The organism is Streptomyces sp. A01 (genome assembly GCF_059026195.1).
The window spans coordinates 150162-170925 of sequence record NZ_JBWLKN010000012.1; the positions used below are offsets into that span (position 1 = coordinate 150162).

Annotated in this window: 16 protein-coding genes and 1 pseudogene; 4 read left to right on the forward strand and 13 right to left on the reverse strand. The window is 71.0% G+C overall.

From position 1 onward, the window contains the following. Nucleotides 1–109: 109 nt before the first annotated feature. Both AC5P1B_RS18405 and AC5P1B_RS18410 read right to left on the reverse strand, forming a co-directional pair. On the reverse strand, nt 110–739 hold the full coding sequence (locus AC5P1B_RS18405) for a Uma2 family endonuclease (RefSeq protein WP_493888362.1): 630 nt from the start codon (nt 737–739) through the stop codon (nt 110–112). Between the two features lie 183 nt (nt 740–922). Further along, nucleotides 923–1765, reverse strand: coding sequence for a trans-aconitate 2-methyltransferase (locus AC5P1B_RS18410; protein ID WP_493888363.1), 843 nt, complete (start codon nt 1763–1765; stop codon nt 923–925). A 134-nt stretch (nt 1766–1899) separates the two neighbouring features. Between AC5P1B_RS18410 and AC5P1B_RS18415 the strand changes: the two genes are divergently transcribed. Then, nucleotides 1900–2397, forward strand: coding sequence for a MarR family winged helix-turn-helix transcriptional regulator (locus AC5P1B_RS18415; protein WP_493888364.1), 498 nt, complete (start codon nt 1900–1902; stop codon nt 2395–2397). Here the strand turns inward: AC5P1B_RS18415 and AC5P1B_RS18420 are convergent. Continuing rightward, nucleotides 2356–3141 (reverse strand): LuxR C-terminal-related transcriptional regulator, encoded by a 786-nt coding sequence (locus tag AC5P1B_RS18420; RefSeq protein WP_493888365.1) that lies wholly within the window; start codon nt 3139–3141, stop codon nt 2356–2358. The genes AC5P1B_RS18415 and AC5P1B_RS18420 overlap by 42 nt on opposite strands. 475 nt (nt 3142–3616) lie before the next feature. Between AC5P1B_RS18420 and AC5P1B_RS18425 the strand changes: the two genes are divergently transcribed. Further along, a complete protein-coding gene (locus AC5P1B_RS18425) occupies nt 3617–4081 on the forward strand; it encodes a GNAT family N-acetyltransferase (RefSeq protein WP_493888366.1) in 465 nt (154 codons plus the stop codon). Between the two features lie 33 nt (nt 4082–4114). Here the strand turns inward: AC5P1B_RS18425 and galK are convergent, their stop codons facing one another. The 3 genes from galK to galT form a co-directional block, all read right to left on the reverse strand. Further along, nucleotides 4115–5311 carry a galactokinase gene (galK, locus tag AC5P1B_RS18430; protein ID WP_493888433.1) on the reverse strand — a complete coding sequence of 399 codons (1197 nt, stop codon included), beginning with the start codon at nt 5309–5311 and terminating at the stop codon, nt 4115–4117. Nucleotides 5312–5376: 65 nt separating this feature from the next. After that, on the reverse strand, nt 5377–6354 hold the full coding sequence (gene galE / locus AC5P1B_RS18435) for a UDP-glucose 4-epimerase GalE (RefSeq protein WP_493888367.1): 978 nt from the start codon (nt 6352–6354) through the stop codon (nt 5377–5379). Next, complete coding sequence (gene galT, locus AC5P1B_RS18440; protein ID WP_493888368.1) at nt 6351–7394, reverse strand: galactose-1-phosphate uridylyltransferase; 1044 nt, start codon at nt 7392–7394, stop codon at nt 6351–6353. Before galT ends, galE begins: the two co-directional genes overlap by 4 nt. A 107-nt stretch (nt 7395–7501) precedes the next feature. Between galT and AC5P1B_RS18445 the strand changes: the two genes are divergently transcribed. Together AC5P1B_RS18445 and AC5P1B_RS18450 are read left to right on the forward strand one after the other, a co-directional pair. Further along, nucleotides 7502–9190, forward strand: a complete 1689-nt coding sequence (locus AC5P1B_RS18445; protein WP_493888369.1) for a sodium:solute symporter family protein — start codon at nt 7502–7504, stop codon at nt 9188–9190. Nucleotides 9191–9339: 149 nt separating this feature from the next. Then, a complete protein-coding gene (locus tag AC5P1B_RS18450) occupies nt 9340–9624 on the forward strand; it encodes a hypothetical protein (RefSeq protein ID WP_493888370.1) in 285 nt (94 codons plus the stop codon). Nucleotides 9625–9860: 236 nt separating this feature from the next. Here AC5P1B_RS18450 and AC5P1B_RS18455 read toward each other — a convergent pair. The 7 genes and pseudogenes from AC5P1B_RS18455 to AC5P1B_RS18485 form a co-directional block, all read right to left on the reverse strand. Then, nucleotides 9861–10550: pseudogene (locus AC5P1B_RS18455) on the reverse strand (response regulator transcription factor); the annotation flags it as partial. Between the two features lie 297 nt (nt 10551–10847). Further along, on the reverse strand, nt 10848–12758 hold the full coding sequence (locus tag AC5P1B_RS18460; protein ID WP_493888371.1) for a proline-rich domain-containing protein: 1911 nt from the start codon (nt 12756–12758) through the stop codon (nt 10848–10850). Nucleotides 12759–13070: 312 nt separating this feature from the next. Next, complete coding sequence (locus AC5P1B_RS18465) at nt 13071–14900, reverse strand: ABC-F family ATP-binding cassette domain-containing protein (RefSeq protein ID WP_493888372.1); 1830 nt, start codon at nt 14898–14900, stop codon at nt 13071–13073. Nucleotides 14901–15203: 303 nt separating this feature from the next. Then, nucleotides 15204–16160, reverse strand: a complete 957-nt coding sequence (locus tag AC5P1B_RS18470) for a 4-(cytidine 5'-diphospho)-2-C-methyl-D-erythritol kinase (RefSeq protein WP_493888373.1) — start codon at nt 16158–16160, stop codon at nt 15204–15206. 416 nt (nt 16161–16576) lie between these two features. Beyond that, nucleotides 16577–17416, reverse strand: a complete 840-nt coding sequence (gene rsmA, locus AC5P1B_RS18475; RefSeq protein WP_493888434.1) for a 16S rRNA (adenine(1518)-N(6)/adenine(1519)-N(6))-dimethyltransferase RsmA — start codon at nt 17414–17416, stop codon at nt 16577–16579. A 173-nt stretch (nt 17417–17589) separates the two neighbouring features. After that, entirely contained in the window at nt 17590–19125 is a 1536-nt protein-coding gene (locus tag AC5P1B_RS18480) for a resuscitation-promoting factor (protein ID WP_493888374.1), read from the reverse strand. 659 nt (nt 19126–19784) lie between these two features. Beyond that, entirely contained in the window at nt 19785–20732 is a 948-nt protein-coding gene (locus AC5P1B_RS18485; RefSeq protein WP_493888375.1) for a TatD family hydrolase, read from the reverse strand. Between the last annotated feature and the right edge of the window lie 32 nt (nt 20733–20764).

Genomic DNA, 20764 nt, shown 5'->3' on the forward strand with positions numbered 1-20764 from the left:
CGGGCGAGGGTGCACCGCCGGGGCGTACCGTGGCGGCGTCGCGTGGGCCGGCTCGCGCGACGCAGGCCGCGCGCACCACCCGTGCCGCGGGCTCGCCATCGCACGGCTGTCAGTGTCTGACGATGTCCTCGCCGATGACGAAGCCCTTGGCGGGGCCGCTGGGGACCACCGCGTCGGTGCCGTAGGAGACGCAGTGCTCGTCGGCGTAGGCGGCGTTCTTGGCGTCAGGCGCGGACAGCAGGACCACGGTCCCGGCACCGTCGAAGTCGTCGATGAGGATGTACAGCGGGATGCCCGCGCGGGCGTACTCGCGGCGCTTGCGGACCCGGTCGCGCTCCAGGTTCCGCCAACCGGGGGAGGCCACCTCGATGACCACCTTGACACCGGCCGCGTCCACGCCGAGGTCTTCCTCGTCGGAAATCTCGTCCAGGTCGAGCGGAGCGACGAAAAGATCCGGCACCGTGGCTTTGCGGCGGTGGATGACATTGCCGTCGTGGTAGACCGCGTCATCACCGCCCTCCAGGTGGGCTTCCAGAGCGCGGCGAAGACGGTTGATCAGCACCGTATGGCGACGGCGACCTGTAGGTGACACCTCGATGGACCCCTCGATGATCTCGGCCCGGTATCCCTCGGGAAGCTCCATGGCCTTCCACGTCTGCCACAGCACCTCGTCCAGGGCACAGGGTTCCCCGTCGTCAGCGGGGACAGGGGGGCACGCCTCGTGTGCGAGAGCGGTCATCGTGAAGCACCTCCTCCGTCAGTGTGGGCGCGGGCGCCACTGCGGCACAAGCGACACGGGGACGCTATGGGGCCGCCGGGCGCCCGCGCGGGCTGATGGCGGTCTGTCAGCCGAACGGGTGACCTAGCCGTCGGCGTGGGGCGGGCCGACCGGCGGGGCGGGGTCCGTGGCCGGTGGTGGGGGTCATGTGTCCGTCCTGCGGGCTACGGCGAAGATCCGGCGGAAGGGGAAGACCGTGCCGTGCGGGCCCTGTGGGTAGGCCTTGCGCAGCAGGTCCCGGTACTCGGCGAGGAAGTCCTCGGTCGCCTCGGGGTCGCCCGCGAGGGTGGTCAGGACGGGGCGCAGCGCGGTGCCCTTGACCCAGTCGAGCACCGGGTCGGGGCCGGTCAGGAGCTGGACGTAGGTGGTCTCCCAGGCATCCACCTCGCAGCCGAGTCCGGCGAGCCGTTCGAGGTAGTCGGCGGGGTTGAGGATGTGCACGAAGCGCCTGCCGTGGCCGTCGAGGCGGTCGCGCCAGCGGGGTGTGTCGCAGAGTTCGCCGAGGAGCGCGTGGCTGGGCGAGGTGAAGTTGCCCGGGACCTGGAACGCGAAGGTGCCGCCCGGGGCCAGGGCGCTCACCCATGTCTCGAAGGACTCCGGGTGGTTGGGCACCCACTGGAGGGCCGCGTTGGAGACGATCAGGTCGTACGTCTCGGTGGGGACCCAGTCGGCGGCGTCGGCGCGCCGGAAGCTGAGGCGGCCACCGCCGCCGGTCGGTCCGGCGTGGGCGCGGGCCTCGCGGAGCATGTCGGCGGAGTTGTCGAATCCGGTGATGTGGGCGTCGGGCCATCGGGTGGCGAGCAGGGCGGTGACGTTTCCCGGGCCGCAGCCCAGATCCGCTATCCGAGGAGCCTGTGCGGCGGTGTCGGCTCGTGCATGGGTTGCCGGGAGTTCGGGAATGCGGGCGAGGAGATCAAGGAAGGGGCGAGTGCGATGTCCGGCATGCCGGAGATATTGCTGTGGGTCCCAGTTTGGTGCGACGTGCATGTTCGAGCCCCCTTGCAGGTTCAAGACGGTTCCGAAGCGGAGCGACGCTTCCCGCCTTCGATGCCCAACCATCCTCGCAAATATCTCTCGACGTCAAGAGACTTCACATCGACAGACCCTCTACACTGATCGACATGGAGGACGAGGTCGATCGGCTGGTCGCGGCGTGGCGTCGGGAACGCCCGGACCTCGACGTGGAACCGCTGGAGGTGCTGAGCCGGGTGAGCAGGCTCGCCAGACACCTGGACAGGGCGCGGCGGATCGCCTTCTCCGAGCATCATCTGGAGCCCTGGGAGTTCGACGTCCTGACGTCGCTGCGTCGCGCGGGCGCCCCGTATCAGCTCTCTCCTGGACAACTGCTCACCCAGACTCTGGTCACGTCGGGGACGATGACCAATCGCATCGACAGGCTCGCGAAGAAGAGCCTGGTCGAGCGGCTGCCCGACCCCAGCGACCGGCGCGGTGTGCTGGTCCGGCTCACGCCGGAGGGGCGCGACCGCGCCGATCAGGCACTGGCCGGACTGCTGGCTCAGGAGCGGGCCATTCTGGCCGAGCTGTCCGGCGCGCAGCGCCGTGAACTGGCCGATCTCCTACGCCAGCTGACCGCCCCGTTCGACAACCTCCCCGGCTAGGTCGACCGGGCCGACCCCCGCGCGGCGGGCCAGGGCGACCGCGGCAAGTGTGGAGTGCACGCCCAGTTTGCCCAGGACGTTTTGCATATGCGTACGCACCGTATGCGGGGACAGGTAGAGCCGTTCCGCGACGGCCTTGCGCCCGAGTCCGGCCACCATGCAGCGCAGCACCTCGCGCTCCCGGGGCGTCAGCGACTCGACCAGCCGCTCGCTCTCCGTGCGGTGCTTACGGGCCGCTGTCAGCTCACGCAGCACCCCCGTGAGCAGGGCGGGCGGCAGATGCGTCTCGTCTCTGAGCACGCCCCGGATGACGGCGAGCAGCCGCGAGAGCGAGCAGTCCTTCGCGACCCAGCCACTGGCCCCGGCCTGGAGGGCGACGGCCGCCCGGCGCGGGTCGTCACGCTCGGCGAGCACCACGGTCCGCACCGTGGGCTGGGTCGTGCGCACCCCTCCGACCAGCGAGATGCCGTCCACGACGCGGCGCTCCGCGCGCTCCACGGCGCCCTCGGGAAGCCGCTCGGGGCGCGATGGGGCGATGTCGCTGATCGCGCCGCCCAAGTCCGCGTCCACCAGCAGCACATCGAAGCGGCGGCCCTCGGCTGACGCGCGCTCCAGGCAGCGCATCGCGGCGGGGCCGCTCCCGGCCGCGGCGACGTCCACGTCCGGCTCCGCCGCGAGGGCGGCGGCGAGCGACTCGGCGAAGATGCGATGGTCGTCGGCTACCAATACCCGTATTCGTGCCATAGCCACCCCCATGTACTGCCCATGTCCCGCGCGACGCGGATACCGAGAAACGAGTGCGAAGAAAGGAGAACGTTGAACCGGTAGTTCCGGAAAGCGGTTCGAGCCGAGCGAGACCGAGTGAAGCGCGAGCGAGTGGAGCGCGAGCGAAGCGGTGCGAACGAAGCGGTGCGAACGAAGCGGTGCGAACGAAGCGGTGCGAACGAAGCGGTGCGAACGAAGCGGTGCGAGCGGTGAATACAGTGCGGGTACGGCGCCCGGAACTCAAGTCCCCCGGGCTGACCCCGGGGAAACGCCCGTCGACCCCACGGCCGCCGCCGTGCGGTGACGATGACGCCGTCCCAGGCGTCGTACCTGACTGTCTCGCCCCCTGATAAGCGCCGGCCCCCACCGGCACTGTGCATCAGACTACGACTGGGGTGCAGCAACGGAAGCGAATTTGCAAAACTGGCTCGCCCAACTGTTTAGGCTGAGGCTTGTGTTCCATATTGAGGCAGAAGTCAATCAAGAACGTAAAAGCCTGATCGAGCAGCGTCTGGAGGAGAGCAACGCCGCTCGCTCCTCCGTCATGCGGACCCTCAGCGACACCGACGTGGACGATGAGCGGCCTGTCCAGCTGTACGCACTGGACGACACCGGCGAGTTGATCGGCGGGCTCGTCGGATACGCCTGGGGCCACTGGCTGCACGTGGACCTGCTCTGGGTCGCCGAGCGGCAGCGCGGCACCGGGCTTGGCTCGCGGCTGATGAACGAGGCCGAGCGCGTCGCACGCGACGAACTCGACTGCGTGCACTCGCGAGTGGAGACCTGGGGCTTCCAAGCACCCCGGTTCTACGAGAAGTTGGGCTACCGCATCGTGGCCGTGATTGAGGACTACCCGCCGGGTGAGCAGGACCATCTGCTGGTCAAGCGCATCGCCGACGGGCCCTCGACGGCCGGCTGAGTTGTGCCGGGCACGGCACAGCCCAGCCGCTGACTAGGCCATCACAAGGCGCCGGGCCCCCTGGGCCGGAACCGCGGTGAAGATCCGCGGGGCCCGGTGCCCGGCCGCCTCGAACGCCTCCGTGACCGACGCCGCCACCCGGTCCGCGTCCGCCTCGCCGACCAGGACGATCGCCGAACCGCCGAAACCGCCGCCGGTCATCCGGGACCCCAGCGCGCCCGCCGCGTTCGCCGTCTCCACCACCAGGTCGAGCTCGGCGCAGGAGACGGCGTAGTCATCGCGGAGCGAGGCGTGCCCGGCGGTGAGGACCGGGCCGATCGCCCGCGTATCGCCCGCTTCCAGCAGCCGGATCACCTCCTCGACCCGCCGGTTCTCGGACACGACATGCCGCACCCGGGACCGTACGACCGGCTCATCGGTGAGTTTTTCCAGAGCCGCGTCCAGAAGTGCGTACGGCACATCACGCAGGGCGTGCACTCCAAGCGCCCGCGCGCCGCGCTCGCAATCAGCGCGCCTGTTCGCGTACGCGCCGTCGCCCAGTTCGTGCTTGACCCGGGTGTCGACCACCAGCAGCCGCAGCCCTTCGGCCGCCAAATCGAACGGGACATGCCGCTGGGTCAGGTCGCGGGTGTCGAGATGGAGGGCGTGGCCCTCGCGGCAGCAGGCGGCCGCCATCTGGTCCATGATCCCGCAAGGCACCCCGACGAAGGCGTTCTCGGCACGCTGGGCCAGCCGCGCGATCCGCTCGGCCGGGAGACCGAGCCCGTACAGGTCGCTGAGCGCGCTCGCCGTCGCCACCTCAAGCGCCGCCGACGAGGACAGCCCGGCGCCGGTCGGCACCGTGCTCCGGAAGTGCAGCTCGGCGCCGCCCACGGGCAGCCCCGCCTCGCGCATCGCCCACACCACACCCGCCGGGTAAGCGGCCCAGCCGCCGTCGGGCCGAGGCGTCAGCTCATCGGTGCCCAGCTCCACGACGCCGCCCGGCATGTCGCCCGAGTGCAGCCGCAGCACCCCGTCGTGGCGGGCCGAGGCGGCGGCGAGGGTGAGGTGCGGCAGCGCCAGCGGCATCACGAAGCCCTCGCTGATGTCGGTGTGCTCGCCGATCAGGTTGACCCGGCCCGGCGCCGCCCACACCCCGGTGGGCGCGGCGCCGTACACCTCGCGGAATCCGGCGACGGCTCCCGCGACGTCCCCGTGCTCCCCGGCCCCGCCAGCCCGCTCCCGAGCCACGGGGGACTCCCGGTCCGCGCCGGTCCCCGCCCCGTTCGCCGGCTCGCCAGTCACGCGCTCTTGTGTCACACGCTCTCCCGTTCACACAGCCTGGCGAACTCCCAGGCGTCTTCGACGATTCCGGCCAGCCCCGACCGGCTCGGCTGCCAGCCGAGCCGGTCCTTGGCGCGCTCCGCCGAGGCGACGAGCACCGCCGGGTCACCGCCCCGGCGCGGCGCCACCACCTCGGGCACCGGGTGCCCGGTGACCTTGCGTACGGTCTCGATGACCTCGCGGACCGAGAAGCCGTTGCCGTTGCCGAGGTTGCAGATCAGGTGCTCGCCGCTGGTGGCGGCGGTGAGCGCGAGCAGGTGGGCCTCGGCGAGGTCGGCGACGTGGATGTAGTCGCGTACGCACGTGCCGTCCGGGGTCGGGTAGTCGTCACCGTAGATGGAGATCGCCTCGCGCCTGCCCTGGGCGACCTGGAGGACGAGCGGGATGAGGTGTGACTCGGGCTCGTGCCGCTCACCGGCGCTGCCCCACGCCCCGGCGACGTTGAAGTAGCGCAGCGAGACCGCGGCCAGCCCGTGCGCCGCGCACTCGCCGCTGATCATGTGATCGACGGCGAGCTTCGTGGCACCGTACGGGCTCGTCGGCGCGGTCGCCGCGTCCTCGGTGATGGGGCTCGCCGCGGGCTCGCCGTAGGTGGCGGCGGTGGAGGAGAACACCAGGGTGCGCACGCCCGCGTCGCGCATCGCGGCGAGCAGCGCGGTGGACCCGCCGACGTTGTTGAGCCAGTACTTCTCGGGGTTGACGACCGACTCGCCGACCTGGGAGGAGGCGGCGAAGTGCAGCACCGCGTCGTAGGAGGAATCCAGCCAGCGCGCGGCGTCCTGAACGCGTCCCTCGATGAACTCGGCGCCCTCGGGGACGCCCGTCCGGTGGCCGGTCGAGAGGTCGTCGAGGACGGTCACCCGGTGGCCCGCCGCCAGCAGGTGCGTGGCGACGACGCTCCCGACGTAACCCGCTCCACCGGTCACCAGGTACTTCTGTCCATTGCTCACGTGGTCGCTACCTCTCGCAGTCGCCGCGCCGCCGCCTCCGGCGGCACATCGTTGATGAACACATTCATGCCGGATTCGGAACCCGCGAGAAACTTCAGCTTGCCGGCAGTGCGGCGAATGGTGAAAAGCTCAAGGTGGAGCCCGAAATCGTCCCGGTCAGGCGCGCGGAAGGGCGCCTGGTGCCAGGCGGCGATGTAGGGCGTGGGCGGCTCGCCGGGGCCGAAGATCCGGTCGAAACGGCGCAGCAACTCCAGATAGACGCGGGGGAACTCGGCGCGCGCGGCCTCGTCGAGCGCCCGCAGGTCGGGCACCCGGCGCTTGGGGTAGAGGTGCACCTCGTAGGGCCAGTGCGCGGCGTACGGCACGAAGGCCGTCCAGTGCTCCCCCGCCAGGACGATCCGCCGCCCGTCGGCGGTCTCGTCGGCGACCACGTCGTCGAAGAGGTTGCGGCCGGTGCGCTCGCGGTGCCCGGCGGCCGAGTGCAGCATGCGCTCGGTGCGGGGTGTGACGAAGGGGTACGCGTAGATCTGGCCGTGCGGGTGGCCGAGGGTGACGCCGATCTCCGCACCCCGGTTCTCGAAGCAGAAGACCTGCTCGACGGCGGCCAGCCCGGCGAGCTCGGCGGTGCGGTCGGTCCACGCGTCGAGGACGAGCGCGGCCTGCCCCTCGGTGAGGTCGGCGAAGGAGGCGTCGTGGTCGGAGGTGAAGCAGACCACCTCGCACCGCCCTGAGTCGCCCACCAGGGAGGGGAAGCGGTTCTCGAAGACGACGACGTCGTAGTCGGCGGCGGGGATCTCGCTGTACCGCCCCGGGCTGGAGGGGCACAGCGGGCACGCGTCGGCGGGCGGGTGGTAGGTGCGTGTCTGCCGGTGGGAGGCGATGGCGACGGCGTCGCCGAGGAGCGGGTCGGCGCGGATCTCGGCGGCGGTCGAGACAGGCTCCAGCGGGCGCTGGTCCACGTCGTCGCGTACGGCGTCGTCACGGGAGTCGTAATAGATCAGCTCGCGGCCGTCGGCGAGTCTGCCCGTCGTCTTCTTCACCCTGGCACCCCTGTCACGATCCGAAAACATTCCAACATAAGCTTTCAGATTCCAACAATAGCGCGTACGTTTTTTGCGTTCTGGTCGCGCGAAGAAGCGGGAAGCCCATGCATCAGCTAGCCGAAGGACTCCGGCTCTCCACCAACTGGCTCGACTACTCGATCCTGGGCATCTACTTCGTCGTGGTGCTGGGCATCGGCTTCGCCGCCCGGCGCAGCGTGAAGACCAGCCTGGACTTCTTCCTGTCCGGCCGGTCGCTGCCCGCCTGGGTCACCGGTCTTGCCTTCGTCGCCGCCAACCTCGGTGCGACGGAGATCCTGGGCATGGCGGCCAACGGCGCGCAATACGGCGCGTACACCGTGCACTGGTACTGGATCGGCGCCATCCCCGCCATGGTCTTCCTCGGCCTGGTGATGATGCCGTTCTATTACGGGTCCAAGGTCAGGTCCGTGCCGGAGTTCCTGCTGCACCGCTTCGGGCCGTCCTCGCACCTGCTCAGCTCCGTCATCTTCGCGCTCTCGTCGGTGCTCATCGCGGGCGTCAACCTGTACGCGATGGCGATCGTGCTGGAGGCGCTGCTCGGCTGGCCCCAGTGGGTCGCCATCGTCGTCGCCGGGTTCTTCGTGCTCGGCTACATCACCCTCGGCGGGCTCTCCTCGGCGATCTACAACGAGGTCCTCCAGTTCTTCGTCATCCTCGCCGCGCTCATTCCGCTGACGATCGTCGGCCTCAAGCGCGTCGGCGGCTGGGGCGGCCTGACCGACTCGCTCACAGGCGACGCCCACAGCCAGGGTTCACACGGGGACGACTTCCTCAGCGCGTGGGGCGGCACCGGCATCGGCGAGGCCAACCCGCTGGGCGCCAACTGGCTGACCATCGTCCTCGGCCTCGGCTTCGTGCTCAGCTTCGGCTACTGGACCACCAACTTCGCCGAGGTGCAGCGCGCGCTGTCGGCCAAGAACCTCTCGGCCGCCAAGCGCACCCCGCTGATCGCCGCCTTCCCGAAGATCCTGATTCCGATGGTCGTCATCGTGCCGGGCCTGATCGCCCTGGTGATGGAGCCGACGCTGGGCAAGGAGGGCAGCGGTCTCGACTACAACGACGCCATCCCGGTGCTGATGCGCGACCTGCTGCCCAACGGTGTGCTCGGCATCGCGGTGACCGGTCTGCTGGCCGCCTTCATGGCGGGTATGGCCGCCAACGTCTCGTCGTTCAACACGGTCTTCACCAACGACATCTGGGGCGCGTATGTGAAGAAGGGCCGCGAGGACGCGTACTACCTGGCGACCGGCCGCTGGGTCACCGCCATCGGCGTGATCATCGGCATGGGCACGGCGTTCATCGCCTCCAGCTTCAGCAACATCATGAACTACCTCCAGACCCTGTTCTCCTTCTTCAACGTGCCGCTGTTCGTGGTCTTCATCATCGGCATGTTCTGGAAGCGCACCTCACCGGCGGCGGGCTTCTGGGGACTGCTCTCCGGCACGGTGGCCGCGATGATCAACTACTTCTGGTTCTACAAGCAGGGCGTCATCGACATCCCGAGCGAGCAGGGCGCCAACTTCGTGTCCGCGATCGTGGCGTTCGTGGTCGGCGCGGTCGTGATGTTCGTGGTCACCCTGGTCACCAGGCCCAAGCCGGTGGAAGCACTCGCGGGACTGGTCTACGGCACCAGGTCCCCCGGCGCCGAGGAACCCCCGGCCGAGGGCGACGACGCGTGGTACCGCAAGCCCGCCCTGCTCGGCTGGGGCGCGGTCGTGCTCGCCGCGCTGTGCTACATCCCGTTCTCGTTCTGACCCGGGCGACCGAGGCGCGTCGTCCTGGGCATGATGCCCAGGGCACGACCGCCCGCGACGACCGGAGCTCCAGCCCGCACGGCACTCGTACGCGCACCTCTCCCGCGCCCCATCCCGCGCGCCCATCTCACGCGAAGGAAGCACCCCGCATGAGCGACTACCAGCACGAGGTCGAGGAACTGACGCGCAAGTCGGCGACCGCGGCCCGGCTCTTCGACATCCGCCGCATCATCGGCGGCCTGTTCGTCGTCTACGGCGTCATCGTCACGATCGCCGGGATCACCGCGTCGGACGCCGACCTGAAGAAGGCCGAGAACATCAACATCAACCTGTGGACGGGCCTCGGCATGCTCGCCCTCGGCCTCTTCTTCCTGACCTGGCTCTGGCTCCGCCCCATCGTCCCACCCACGCCGCAGGAGGAGCCGAAGCCGTAACACGCGGCTGTGGGCCGTGGGTTCGGGGCCGCTCGCCCCGGCTCACTTCCGTACGACCGGGTCCTGTCTCAACTGCGCAGCTCCGGCCGTGCGCTCGACCCGCCGGGGCCGCCCGGCCCGCCCGGACTGCCGGTTCCGCCGTTGGGGGTGCCGCCCGGCGGGCCGGCCTGGCTGCCGCCGCCCGGCACGACGTCGGCCCGGCCACCGCCCAGGACTTGGCCTGCCGGGCCCGGACCCGGCAGGGACACGGCGGCGCGCCTGCTCGCCGCCGCACGGTCCAGCAGGCCGGTGCGGGCGGCCAGCGCGGCCGCCTCCAGCCGGGAGCCGACGCCCAGTTTCATCAGCACACGCTGCACATGCGTACGCGCGGTGCTCGGCGCGATGGCCATGCCCGCGGCGATCAGCCGGGTGTCCTCGCCCTCGGCGACCCGCACCAGCACCTCCACCTCGCGCGGGGTGAGCAGTTGCAGCAGCCGGGCGCCCTCGTCGTCCGGCTGGGCGGCCGGGTTGAGCAGTTCGGCGAAGGCTCCCTGGAGGAGTTGCGGGGACACCGCCGCGTCGCCCGCGCGAGCCTTGATCATGGCTCGTTCGACACCCTCGATGCGTTCGTCGTGACGCACATAGCCCGACGCTCCGGCGGCGAACGCCGCGGCGATGCCGCGCGGACTCGGCACCGGGCCCAGCACCACGACCGCGACCTGGGGCCGCTCCTTCTTGATGCGCACGACCGGGTCGAAGGCCCCTGGCTCAGCGGGCGTTCCCGTGCCCAGCAGGCACACTTCCGGCACCCGGCTCACCACAAGTTCCGCGGCGCCCGCGCTCGGCGCGGCAGCGGCGAGCACGCGGTGCCCGCGTAACTTCAACGCCGAGGCGAGCGCCTCGGCGAGCAGCCGGTGGTCATCGACCACCATGAGTCGCACGCCCATGAACTCCCCCCCATTCGCCCTGGGAACGACGTCCCGGGCCTTCGTGACCCCCATGTGCATCCGCCGCGGGTACGCAAGCCCCCCTTGCACCACCACAGCCCTTGAGTCTCTTGCCCCCGGAAGCTACACGCTTGTTCGACATCGCGCGCCCCTTAGTGGGAAGAAGCGTCCTGGAATGCCGAAATCCATCCAATAGCGCTTACTTCGCGGCGCAATCGGATCGTCCCGGCACAACAACGGCCCCGTCCGTACGGAGAGTACGGACGGGGCCACTGTAGGTGCATCGGGGGGTGAAGGTCAGCTGCCTGCCCCGAAGACCATCGCGAGCAGGTCCTCACCGCGCCCGTAGTCACGCGGCTCGGTGATGTAGATGTCGCCCATGTACAGCTGCTTGTTCTTGTAGACGACCCACTCGTGATCGGGGCTGAAGTTCGACTCGGTCTCCATGGTGGCCGTCGCGTTCTGGAGCAGCTTCGACTTCTCGTACGTCTCCGGGTCGATCTGCCAGACCGCGCCGCCCTGGTCGTACGTGGGCTCCTGGTAGGCGATGAGGTAACCGTCCTCGTCCAACTGGAGCGGCGTCATGCTCGCCTTCGCCACCCCGTCGGTCTTGCCCACCATCTTGCCGGTCTTCAGCGAGAAGGCGACGACCTCGTTCTCCGGCAGGGTGTCCGAGCTGCTGTACCGCTCCTTGGACGCCATGAACAGCTTGTCCTTGGTGACGGCGAACTGCGCGCACGACTCGACTTCACTCGTCGAGCAGTCCGGCGTGTACTTGCCGTTGCTCGTCGCGATCTTGCTGATCAGCGTGCCCTTGCGCTTCGAGTCGTCGACCGCCATGAAGTCGGACACCGAGGAGGCGGAGGCGCCCGCGTCGACGGCGATGACCAGCGGGCTGGTGGACGCCACGTAGACGCTGTCGATGCCGTCGGTGAGCTTGTACTCCGAACGGATCGCGCCCGTCGCGGGGTTGAGCGTCTGGACCGACATCCGGGCCTCGCCGTACTCGCCGCAACCGCGCACAGCGACCAGCTTCTCGCCACCGCCGTAGCCGTAGTCGGTACAGGAGTCGTTCGGCTTCGGCTTCCACAGCTCCTTGCCCTTGAGCGACCAGGCCGCACCGCCGTCGAGGCCACCCGCGGCGACGGTTCCGCCGCCGACGGTCACCGACTCGTAGTCGATCTTCTGGTCGGCTTCCTTGACGCTCCGCTGCCAGACCAGCTTGCCGTTGTTCAGGTCCACCAGGCCGATCTCGGAGCACCGCGGGTACTTGTTCTCCTTGGTCGGCTTGCCGTCCTCGAAGATCACGGCGGTCATGCCGTCCTTGGTGACCTGACGGCTCGACGCGCACACCTCGCCGTCCAGCGGGACCTCCCACTGCGGGGAGCTGCTGTTCAGCGGGAAGCCGGAGATCTTGTCGATGCCGGCCTTGGCCCACACCTTGTCGGTGGCCCAGATGCCCGGAGCGTTCACCTGCTCCTTGACCTTCGGCATCGGGACCTTGCCCACGACCGTGGCGCCGGAGACCTTCGGCTTGGGCCGCTTCTTGACGCCGTCCTTGCCACCCTTGTCGCCCGTGCTGCCCTGGCTGGCGCCGTCGTCCTTCTTCTTGGCCTCGGAGTCGCCGTCGTCGCCCTTGGTGGCGAGGAAGATGCCACCGGCGACGATCAGCGCGATGGCGGCGACAGCGCTGACGATGATCATCGTCCGCTGCCTGCCCGGCCGGTTGCCGCCTCCGGCACCTCCGGCCGGGGTGCCGCCGGGGAACTGGCCGGGCGGCGGATAGGCCCCGGGCTGCTGCCCGTACGCCTGCTGCCCGTATGCCTGCTGCCCGGCGGGCTGCGTCGGGTAGCCGTAGCCCTGCGGGGCCGCGGGGGCGCCCGCGGCGGGCGGCGAGCTCTGCGGAGGCGGCGGAGTACCCCCGGGAGGACCGGGGGGACCGGGAGGCGGCGGCGGAGAGCCGTACCCGCCAGGCTGGGCCGGCTGCTGCGGGTAGCCGTAGCCACCTGCCTGGGCGGGCGGCTGCTGCGGGTAGCCGTGACCCGGCTGAGTCGGGGGCTGCTGCGGATAGCCGCTGGGGGCCTCACCGAAGCCTGGCGGCGTAGCGCCACCGGGGCCTGCGGCGGGTGTCCCGTCCTGGGGTGCGCCAAAGCCGCCCCCGGCGGAGCCAGGGGGAGGCTGATTGGGGGGCTGGGGCGGCTGCGACATCAGAGTTCCTTCTCGTGCGGGTCCATGGCTCGACCGGCTTCCCCCGCGATCCCAGTGGCTGAAAACCCACCAGGAAGGAGCGAATCGGACATGAATTCCACCGGCCAACGGCAGGCGAGCGGGAGTTCTTTGTATCACTCGGCCGTGTCATGACAGGGACCGGTGGCAACCGCACCAGACAGCTGATACCGGCCCGTGACGAGACTGTTGCACCGGAGACCACCGGCGGGCCGCTCCGGCGGCCCCGCCGGTCCCTGAACACGTCAGCGGGTCCGGAGACCGCCAGTCAGCGCCCCACCGGCCCCCAACAGGTCAGACGTCCTCGGCGAGTTCCAGCCAGCGCATCTCCAGCTCGTCCCGCTCGCCCGACAGTTCGCGCAGCTGGGCGTCGAGACCCGCGACCCGCCCGAAGTCCGTCGCGTGCTCGGCGATCTGCGCGTGCAGCTTCGTCTCCTGCTCGCTGATCCGGTCCAGGCGCCGCTCGATGCGCTGGAGCTCCTTCTTCGCCGCCCGGGTGTCGCCGGTGGGCTTCTCCTTGGCCTTCTCCCCCGGCTTGTCACCCGCCTGCCCCTTGGCCGCCTGGGCCGGGGCGGCGGACTCGGCGGCCAGCGCGCGCTGACGGCGCTCCAGGTACTCGTCGAGGCCGCGCGGCAGCATCCGCAGCGTCGCGTCACCGAGCAGCGCGAACACCCGGTCCGTGGTCCGCTCGATGAAGTACCGGTCGTGGCTGATGACCACGAGCGAGCCGGGCCAGCCGTCGAGCAGGTCCTCCAGCTGGGTCAGGGTCTCGATGTCGAGGTCGTTGGTCGGCTCGTCGAGGAACAGCACGTTGGGCTCGTCCATCAGCAGCCGCAGGATCTGAAGCCGCCGCCGCTCACCACCGGACAGGTCACCGACCGGCGTCCACTGCTTCTCCTTCGCGAAGCCGAACTTCTCGCACAGCTGCGAGGCCGTCATCTCCCGGCCCGTGCCGAGGTCGACCCGGCCGCGCACCTGCTCCACGGCCTCCAGCACCCGCAGGTTCTTGTTCAGCTCGGCGACCTCCTGCGACAGGTAGGCCAGCCGCACCGTCTTGCCGACGACGACCTTGCCCTCCGCCGGCTGCCGCTCCCCGTCCGTACGGGAAGCCTCCGCCATCGCGCGCAGCAGCGACGTCTTGCCGGAGCCGTTCACCCCGACCAGGCCGATCCGGTCACCGGGGCCGAGCTGCCACGTCAGATGCTTGACCAGGGTCTTGGGCCCGGCGGTGACCGTGACGTCCTCCAGATCGAAGACGGTCTTGCCCAGCCGGGAGCCCGCGAACTTCATCAGCTCGGCCGAGTCGCGCGGCGGCGGCACGTCGGCGATCAGCTCGTTCGCCGCCTCGATGCGGAAGCGCGGCTTGCTCGTACGGGCCGGGGCACCGCGCCGCAGCCACGCCAGCTCCTTGCGCATCAGGTTCTGCCGCTTGCTCTCCTCGGTGGCCGCGATGCGCTCACGCTCGGCGCGCGCGAAGACGTAGTCGCTGTAGCCGCCCTCGTACTCGTGCACCGCACCGCGCTGCACGTCCCACATCCGCGTACAGACCTGGTCGAGGAACCACCGGTCGTGGGTGACGACGACGAGCGCGGACCGCCGCGCCCGCAGGTGGGCGGCGAGCCAGGAGATGCCTTCCACGTCGAGGTGGTTGGTCGGCTCATCGAGGACGATCAGCTCGGGCTCGCCGATGAGCAGCTTGGCCAGCGCGATACGCCGCCGCTCCCCACCGGACAGCGGGCCGATCACGGTGTCGAGGCCCTGCGGGAACGCCGGCAGGTCGAGCCCGCCGAACAGCCCCGTCAGCACATCGCGGATCTTGGCGTCGCCCGCCCACTCGTGGTCGGCGAGGTCGCCGATGACCTCATGCCGGACGGTGGCGGCGGGGTCCAGCGCGTCCTGCTGGCTGAGCACGGCGAACCGCAGCCCACCGGAGTGTGTGACCCGCCCCTCGTCGGGGGACTCCAGCTTGGCGAGCATCCGGATAAGGGTGGTCTTGCCGTCTCCGTTACGGCCGACGACGCCGATCCGGTCGCCCTCATTCACACCGAGGGAGATGCCGTCGAGCAGCGCACGGGTGCCGTACACCTTGCTGACGGTTTCCAGATTGACGAGGTTCGTTGCCATCTCACTCCAGGGACGCGGATCGATCGGCTTCCAGCGTAGTCGCCACGCGCAGCGCCCTGAGCGGGCGGCTGAGCGGGGAGCTTGAGCGGGAGCTGAGGAGGCGGCCTGAGCAGCCGTACGACCACTCCGCCGGGCCACCCCGCGCACCGTGCCGTGATCTTGAAAACGCGCGAAGCGGGCGGGCGGACAGCACAGGAAGTGCCGCGTCAAGGGCACGGGGAACCGCGCGACCAGCCACGGCGCCCCCACACTCCGCGACGCGCGGACAGGGCCCCCTCCCCAGCACGCTCCGCCGGACCCGGCTCAGGCCTGAGCGGTCGGCACCACCGTCGCCCCCGCCGCCGGGCCCTGTGCCGTACGAGCCGCCCGGCAGGTCCCCGAGGCCAGCAGCTTGGCCGCCACATCCGCCGCGCCCGCCGCGTCCCCGGCCAGGAACGCGCAGGTCGGGCCCGATCCCGAGACAATCGCCGCGAGCGCGCCCGCGTCCGTACCGGCCCGCAGCGTTTCGGCCAGCGACGGGCGCAGCGAGATCGCCGCCGCCTGGAGATCGTTGCTCGAACGGTCCGCACCCGCCATGAGCGAGGCGGCCAGAGCGGCCGCCTCGCCGTCCCGCAGGGCGCCGAGGAGCGCGGGGGACGGCTCGGGGTCGGGCACGTCGTCCGTCGTGTCCCCGCCGCCCCGCTCGGCGCGCAGCCGGTCGCACTCGCCGTAGACGGCCGGGGTGGACAGTCCGCCATCGGCCACGGCGAAGACCCAGTGGAAGGTGCCGCCGACGGTGAGCGGAGTGAGCAGTTCCCCCCGGCCCCGGCCGAGGGCTGCCCCGCCGACCAGGCTGAACGGTACGTCGCTGCCCAATTCGGCGCAGATCTCCAGAAGTTCCGTACGCGATGCCCCAGCGCTCCACAGCGCGTCGCAGGCGACGAGCGCCCCGGCCCCGTCCGCACTGCCGCCCGCCATGCCGCCGGCGACGGGGATGTCCTTGTTGATGTGGATATGAACCCGTGGCTCGATGCCGCGCCGAGCGGCGAGCAGCTCGGCCGCGCGCGCCGCGAGGTTCGTACGGTCCAGCGGCACCTGGTGGGCGTCGGGCCCCTCGACGGTGATGCGCAACGCGTCGGCCGGGGTGACCGTGATCTCGTCGTAGAGCCCGACGGCGAGAAAGACATTGGCCAGGTCATGGAAACCGTCCGGCCTGCGCCCGCCCACCGCGAGCTGGGCGTTGACCTTGGCAGGGACACGTACGGCGATGGAGGCGGTCACGGGCTCTGGTCTCCTCGGTTAACTGACTCGCGGTGTCCGGACAACTCTGCTCTACGGATCTGCTCTACGGATCTGCTCTACGGATCTGCTCTACGGATCTGCTCTACGGATCTGCTCTACGGATCTGCTTGCTGGCGCTTCGCCGATCGCACCTTACGGACTGCCGACGCGCGGCCGGGATCACGCGTCTCGCCCACCGGACCAGCCCAGGCCGACCCGGCACGATCTTCCCGACCCGCCGACCGGGCCTCCAGCCCGCCGACAGCTGAAAACCAGCCCGTCCGGCGTTTGAGGACACCACCCACCCGCCTGACCCTCGCGGACGAACCCCAGCCCACCCCGCCGCCGAAACCCAGCCCGTCCGGCGCTTGAGGACAAACCCGGGAAGGGGCGGGCCAGGGGACATCACCATCGGCTCACGCGCCGCGAGCCTCCGCGATCGCCGCGAACTCCTCCACCGTCAACGACTCCCCCCGCGCCTGCGGCGAAATGCCCGCCCCGACCAACGCCGCCTCGGCCGCCGCCGCGGACCCCGCCCAGCCGGCCAACGCCGCGCGCAGCGTCTTGCGGCGCTGTGCGAACGCCGCGTCCACCACCGCGAAGACCTGCTGCTTCGTGGCCGTCGTCCGCACCGGTTCCCGGCGCCGTACGAGCGAGACCAGGCCGGAGTCGACATTCGGCGCGGGCCAGAAGACCGTGCGGCCGATCGACCCGGCCCGCTTCACGTCCGCGTACCAGGCCGCCTTCACCGAGGGCACCCCGTACACCTTCGACCCGGGCGGAGCCGCGAGCCGGTCGGCGACCTCGGCCTGCACCATGACCAGCGTCCGCTCGATCGAGGGGAACGTCGCGAGCATGTGCAGCAGGACGGGCACGGCGACGTTGTACGGCAGGTTGGCGACCAGGGCGGTGGGCTCCGGGCCGGGCAGCTCGGTGACCCGCATCGCGTCGGAGTGGACCAGTGCGAACCGGTCGGCGCGCTCCGGCAGCCGCGCGGCGACCGTCGCCGGGAGCGCGGCGGCGAGCACGTCGTCGATCTCCACCGCCGTGACCCGGTCCGCCGCCTCCAGCAGGGCAAGTGTCAGCGAGCCGAGCCCGGGGCCGATCTCGACCACCGTGTCGTCGGCGCGGACGCCGGCGGTACGGACGATGCGGCGCACCGTGTTGGCGTCGATGACGAAGTTCTGGCCGCGCTGCTTCGTGGGGCGTACCCCGAGCGCGGTGGCCAGCTCGCGGATGTCGGCGGGGCCGAGCAGGGCAGCCGACGGGTCACCGGCGGCGCGGGGACCGGCGCCGGAGGGCGCGTCGGTGCCCGGCGCGGGCGGCACGTCGGTGCCGGGGTCCGGCTGGGGGGCGGCGCCTGGACCCGGCTGCGGGCCGGGGCCCGGGGCGGGGTCGGAGGCGGGGGAATCGGCTTCAGGGGCGGAGCTCACTGCTGAAGTTTACGGCCGCAGTGCGGCCACGGGCTTGCCCCCCGTTGCACGTAGAGCTTCTTCGCCCGGTAGGTCTGCTCCTCGGGGGGCGCGTCCTGCGGCCGCCCCCTGCCGCCGAGGCTCCGCCAGGTGCCCGCGTCGAACTGGTAGAGCCCGCCGTACATGCCCGATGGGTCCACCGCGTTCGGCCGCCCTCCCGACTCGCAGCGCGCCATCGCCTCCCAGTTGAGCCCGTCCGCCCCCGCCACGGCCATGGGCCTGTCCTTCGTACCGACCTTCACGATCTGGTTCACCGGTTGCCGAAGGATCTCGCTGCGCACCGGCCGTGGCCGCCCCTTCACCCCGTTGACCGTGCGAATCGTGTACGTGGTCCGCCGTACGCCCTGCCTGCCCTGGCGCTCGACCGTCTCGATGCCCTTGAAGAGGGAAGGGTCCGCGTGCCGCTCCGTCTGGTACGGGATGAGCCACTCGCGTACTTCCTCGCGGCCGGTGATCCGCAGCACCGAGATCGTCTGCCCGTCGCGCGGGAAGTGCCCCAGCGGCAGCGAGGTGGCGTCCTCGCCACGCAAGGTGATCCCGGCCTGCTCCAGGGCTTCGCTGATGGTCGCCGCGTTCGTGCGGACGGTGCGTTCGCGGCCGTCGGCCATGAAGGTGACCGCGCGTTCGGTCCGTACGTCCAGGGTCAGGCCCTCGCGCGCGATCGCGGCGGACCGGGCGGACGACAGATACGCCCCCTCGGTGCGCACCCCGAGTTTCCGCAGGGCCTCCTCGACGGTGCGGGCCGTCGTCCACACGCGGCGCTTTTCCCCATCGAGCGTGAGATGGAGGAGGCGGCCGTAGTCGACGTCGATCTCGTCGCCGCTGTCGAGTTCCGCCCGGGGGTCCCGGGAGACGACGTCGTGCTCGCCGAGGGGCACGCCCTCGTCGGCCAGCAGTTCGCCGACGTCGTCGGCGAACGTGTGGAGGGTCCGCGACCGGCCGTCGACGTTCAGCATGACGATCTTGTCATTGGCCACGAAGGCGGAGGTGCCGCCCGCGAGGAAGGCGACGACCAGCGCTTGCGGCAGCAGCCTGCGCACCGGCGCCGCGCGCCGCACCACGGGCCGCGCACGGTGGCGCCGCCCGGGCTGCGCGAGCGGCCCGCACTCCCCGGATTCCCCGCACTGCTCACCCTGGCCGCCCTGGCCGCCCTGGCCGGGTGGTGGCGCGGCGGCCAGGCCGCCGTTCTCGCCCGATGGCGCGACTGACGCGGCCGGTGCGGGGCGCGGCGCGGGCACGATCCCGCCGGACGCGTCGTGCTCGTAGCCCTCGCCGTACCCGGACGCGCCGTACGACGCGTACGACTCGTACGCCTCATAACCCTGGGTCGGCCCGGACGGCCCATACGCCTCGCACGAAGAAGGCGGCGGCCCGTATGCGTGCCCGTACCCGGTCTCATACGACGAGAACGGCGCGTACGGCTCGTACTCCTGCCCCGCCTCAGGCCGCCGCCCCTCATGCACATCGGACGGCGCGTCGGCCCCGTACGGCACGGACGACGGCGCGTAGGGTGCGCGCGGCGCATACGGCGCATACGGCGCATACGGCTGAGGCACCCAAGCCGCCTGATGCGGCTGATGCGCCTGGTGCGTCTCGGTGGACCCAGGCGACCCGAAGGACCCCTGCGACGACACGTACGGCTGATGTGACCCGTAGGGCTCATGGGAAACGAACGACGCGCACGAGCCATACGCGTCGTACGAGCCATAGGCGTCCCATGAGCCGTACGAGCCATACGACGAGCCCTCGGGAGCATGGGCGGGCGGCGTGTGCGCGAGGTGCGGCTGCGCGGTGCCGGGTGGGCAGCCGTCGTCCGGTGCTGTGCGGTGACTGCCTTGCGCATGACTCACGACGCTCCCACCACTTCACAGTCGGTCGGGGCGGGACTGTAGCGGAGCGGACGGTCACTCTCCAAAGTCATAGGGTCGCGCCGCGTCACCGAAGCGCCCGGCGGCAGCGCCTCACCTGGCACACCGAGGCGCTCGTACGCGGCTGCCCGAGGCACGCGTACGCGCCCGCGCGCGTGCGGAGGATACGGTGCCGGCGCGGGCGGGGAGGCGGACGCGTCAGGAGGTGAGGAGGCAGCAGCGGGAGAACGCGCCGACGGGAGAACGCCGACGGGAGGTCAGCGGGCTCAGGCTCGGGCTCGGGCTCAGTAAGCGAAGACGCGTGCCGTGTTCGCCGCGATGGCGGTGGCCAGGGTGTCCTCGTCGATACCGCGTACGGCGGCCATCGCCCGCAGCGTGAGCGGGATCAGGTACGGCGCGTTCGGCCGCCCCCGGTGCGGCATCGGCGTCAGGAACGGGGCGTCCGTCTCGACCAGGACCAGGTCGAGCGGGGCGATGGCCAGGGCGTCGCGCAGTGGCTGGGCGTTCTTGAAGGTGATGTTGCCCGCGAACGACATGTAGTAGCCCTGCTCGGCGCAGACCTTGGCCATGGCGGCGTCGCCGGAGTAGCAGTGGAAGACGACGGTGTCCGGGGCGCCCTCCTCGTCCAGCACCCGCAGCACGTCGTCGTGCGCCTCCCGGTCGTGGATGACCAGCGCCTTGCCGTGCCGCTTGGCGATGTCGATATGGCGGCGGAAGGACCGCTCCTGCGCGGCGATGCCCTCGGGGCCCGTACGGAAGTAGTCCAGGCCGGTCTCGCCGACGCCGCGCACCTCGGGGAGCGCCGCGAGCTCGTCGATCTCGGCGAGCGCGGCGTCCAGCGCGGCGTCGCCGCCCGGTTCGCGCGCCCCGTGCCGTGACCGGTCCCCTCCGGGGTCGCCGAGCACGATGCGCGGCGCCTCGTTGGGGTGCAGGGCGACGGTGGCCCACACGTTCTCGTGGGCGGCCGCCGTGCGCGCGGCCCAGCGCGAGCCCGCCAGGTCGCAGCCGACCTGGATGACGGTCCGCACGCCGACGGAGGCCGCCTTGGCGAGCGCGTCTTCGACCGTGCCCTGCTGCATGTCCAGGTGGGTGTGCGAATCGGCGACGGGCCCCCGCAGCGGCTCGGGGAGCGGCGGCGGCGCGTCCTTGGACTGCGCGCCGCTCTGCTTCCCGTTGCCGCCGGGAGTGCCGGACGCGTCGTTGCCGCCGGTGGTTCCTGCCTTTGCCGCCATGGCCATGATTCTAAGGAAGCCACGATTCCAGG

Excerpts from the sequence above, each read along its gene's own strand:
- AC5P1B_RS18405 (WP_493888362.1), bottom strand. The coding sequence starts at position 739 with ATGACCGCTCTCGCACACGAGGCGTGCCCCCCTGTCCCCGCTGACGAC.
- AC5P1B_RS18410 (WP_493888363.1), bottom strand. The coding sequence starts at position 1,765 with ATGCACGTCGCACCAAACTGGGACCCACAGCAATATCTCCGGCATGCC.
- AC5P1B_RS18415 (WP_493888364.1), top strand. The coding sequence starts at position 1,900 with ATGGAGGACGAGGTCGATCGGCTGGTCGCGGCGTGGCGTCGGGAACGC.
- AC5P1B_RS18420 (WP_493888365.1), bottom strand. The coding sequence starts at position 3,141 with ATGGCACGAATACGGGTATTGGTAGCCGACGACCATCGCATCTTCGCC.
- AC5P1B_RS18445 (WP_493888369.1), top strand. The coding sequence starts at position 7,502 with ATGCATCAGCTAGCCGAAGGACTCCGGCTCTCCACCAACTGGCTCGAC.
- AC5P1B_RS18450 (WP_493888370.1), top strand. The coding sequence starts at position 9,340 with ATGAGCGACTACCAGCACGAGGTCGAGGAACTGACGCGCAAGTCGGCG.
- AC5P1B_RS18460 (WP_493888371.1), bottom strand. The coding sequence starts at position 12,758 with ATGTCGCAGCCGCCCCAGCCCCCCAATCAGCCTCCCCCTGGCTCCGCC.
- AC5P1B_RS18465 (WP_493888372.1), bottom strand. The coding sequence starts at position 14,900 with ATGGCAACGAACCTCGTCAATCTGGAAACCGTCAGCAAGGTGTACGGC.
- AC5P1B_RS18485 (WP_493888375.1), bottom strand. The coding sequence starts at position 20,732 with ATGGCGGCAAAGGCAGGAACCACCGGCGGCAACGACGCGTCCGGCACT.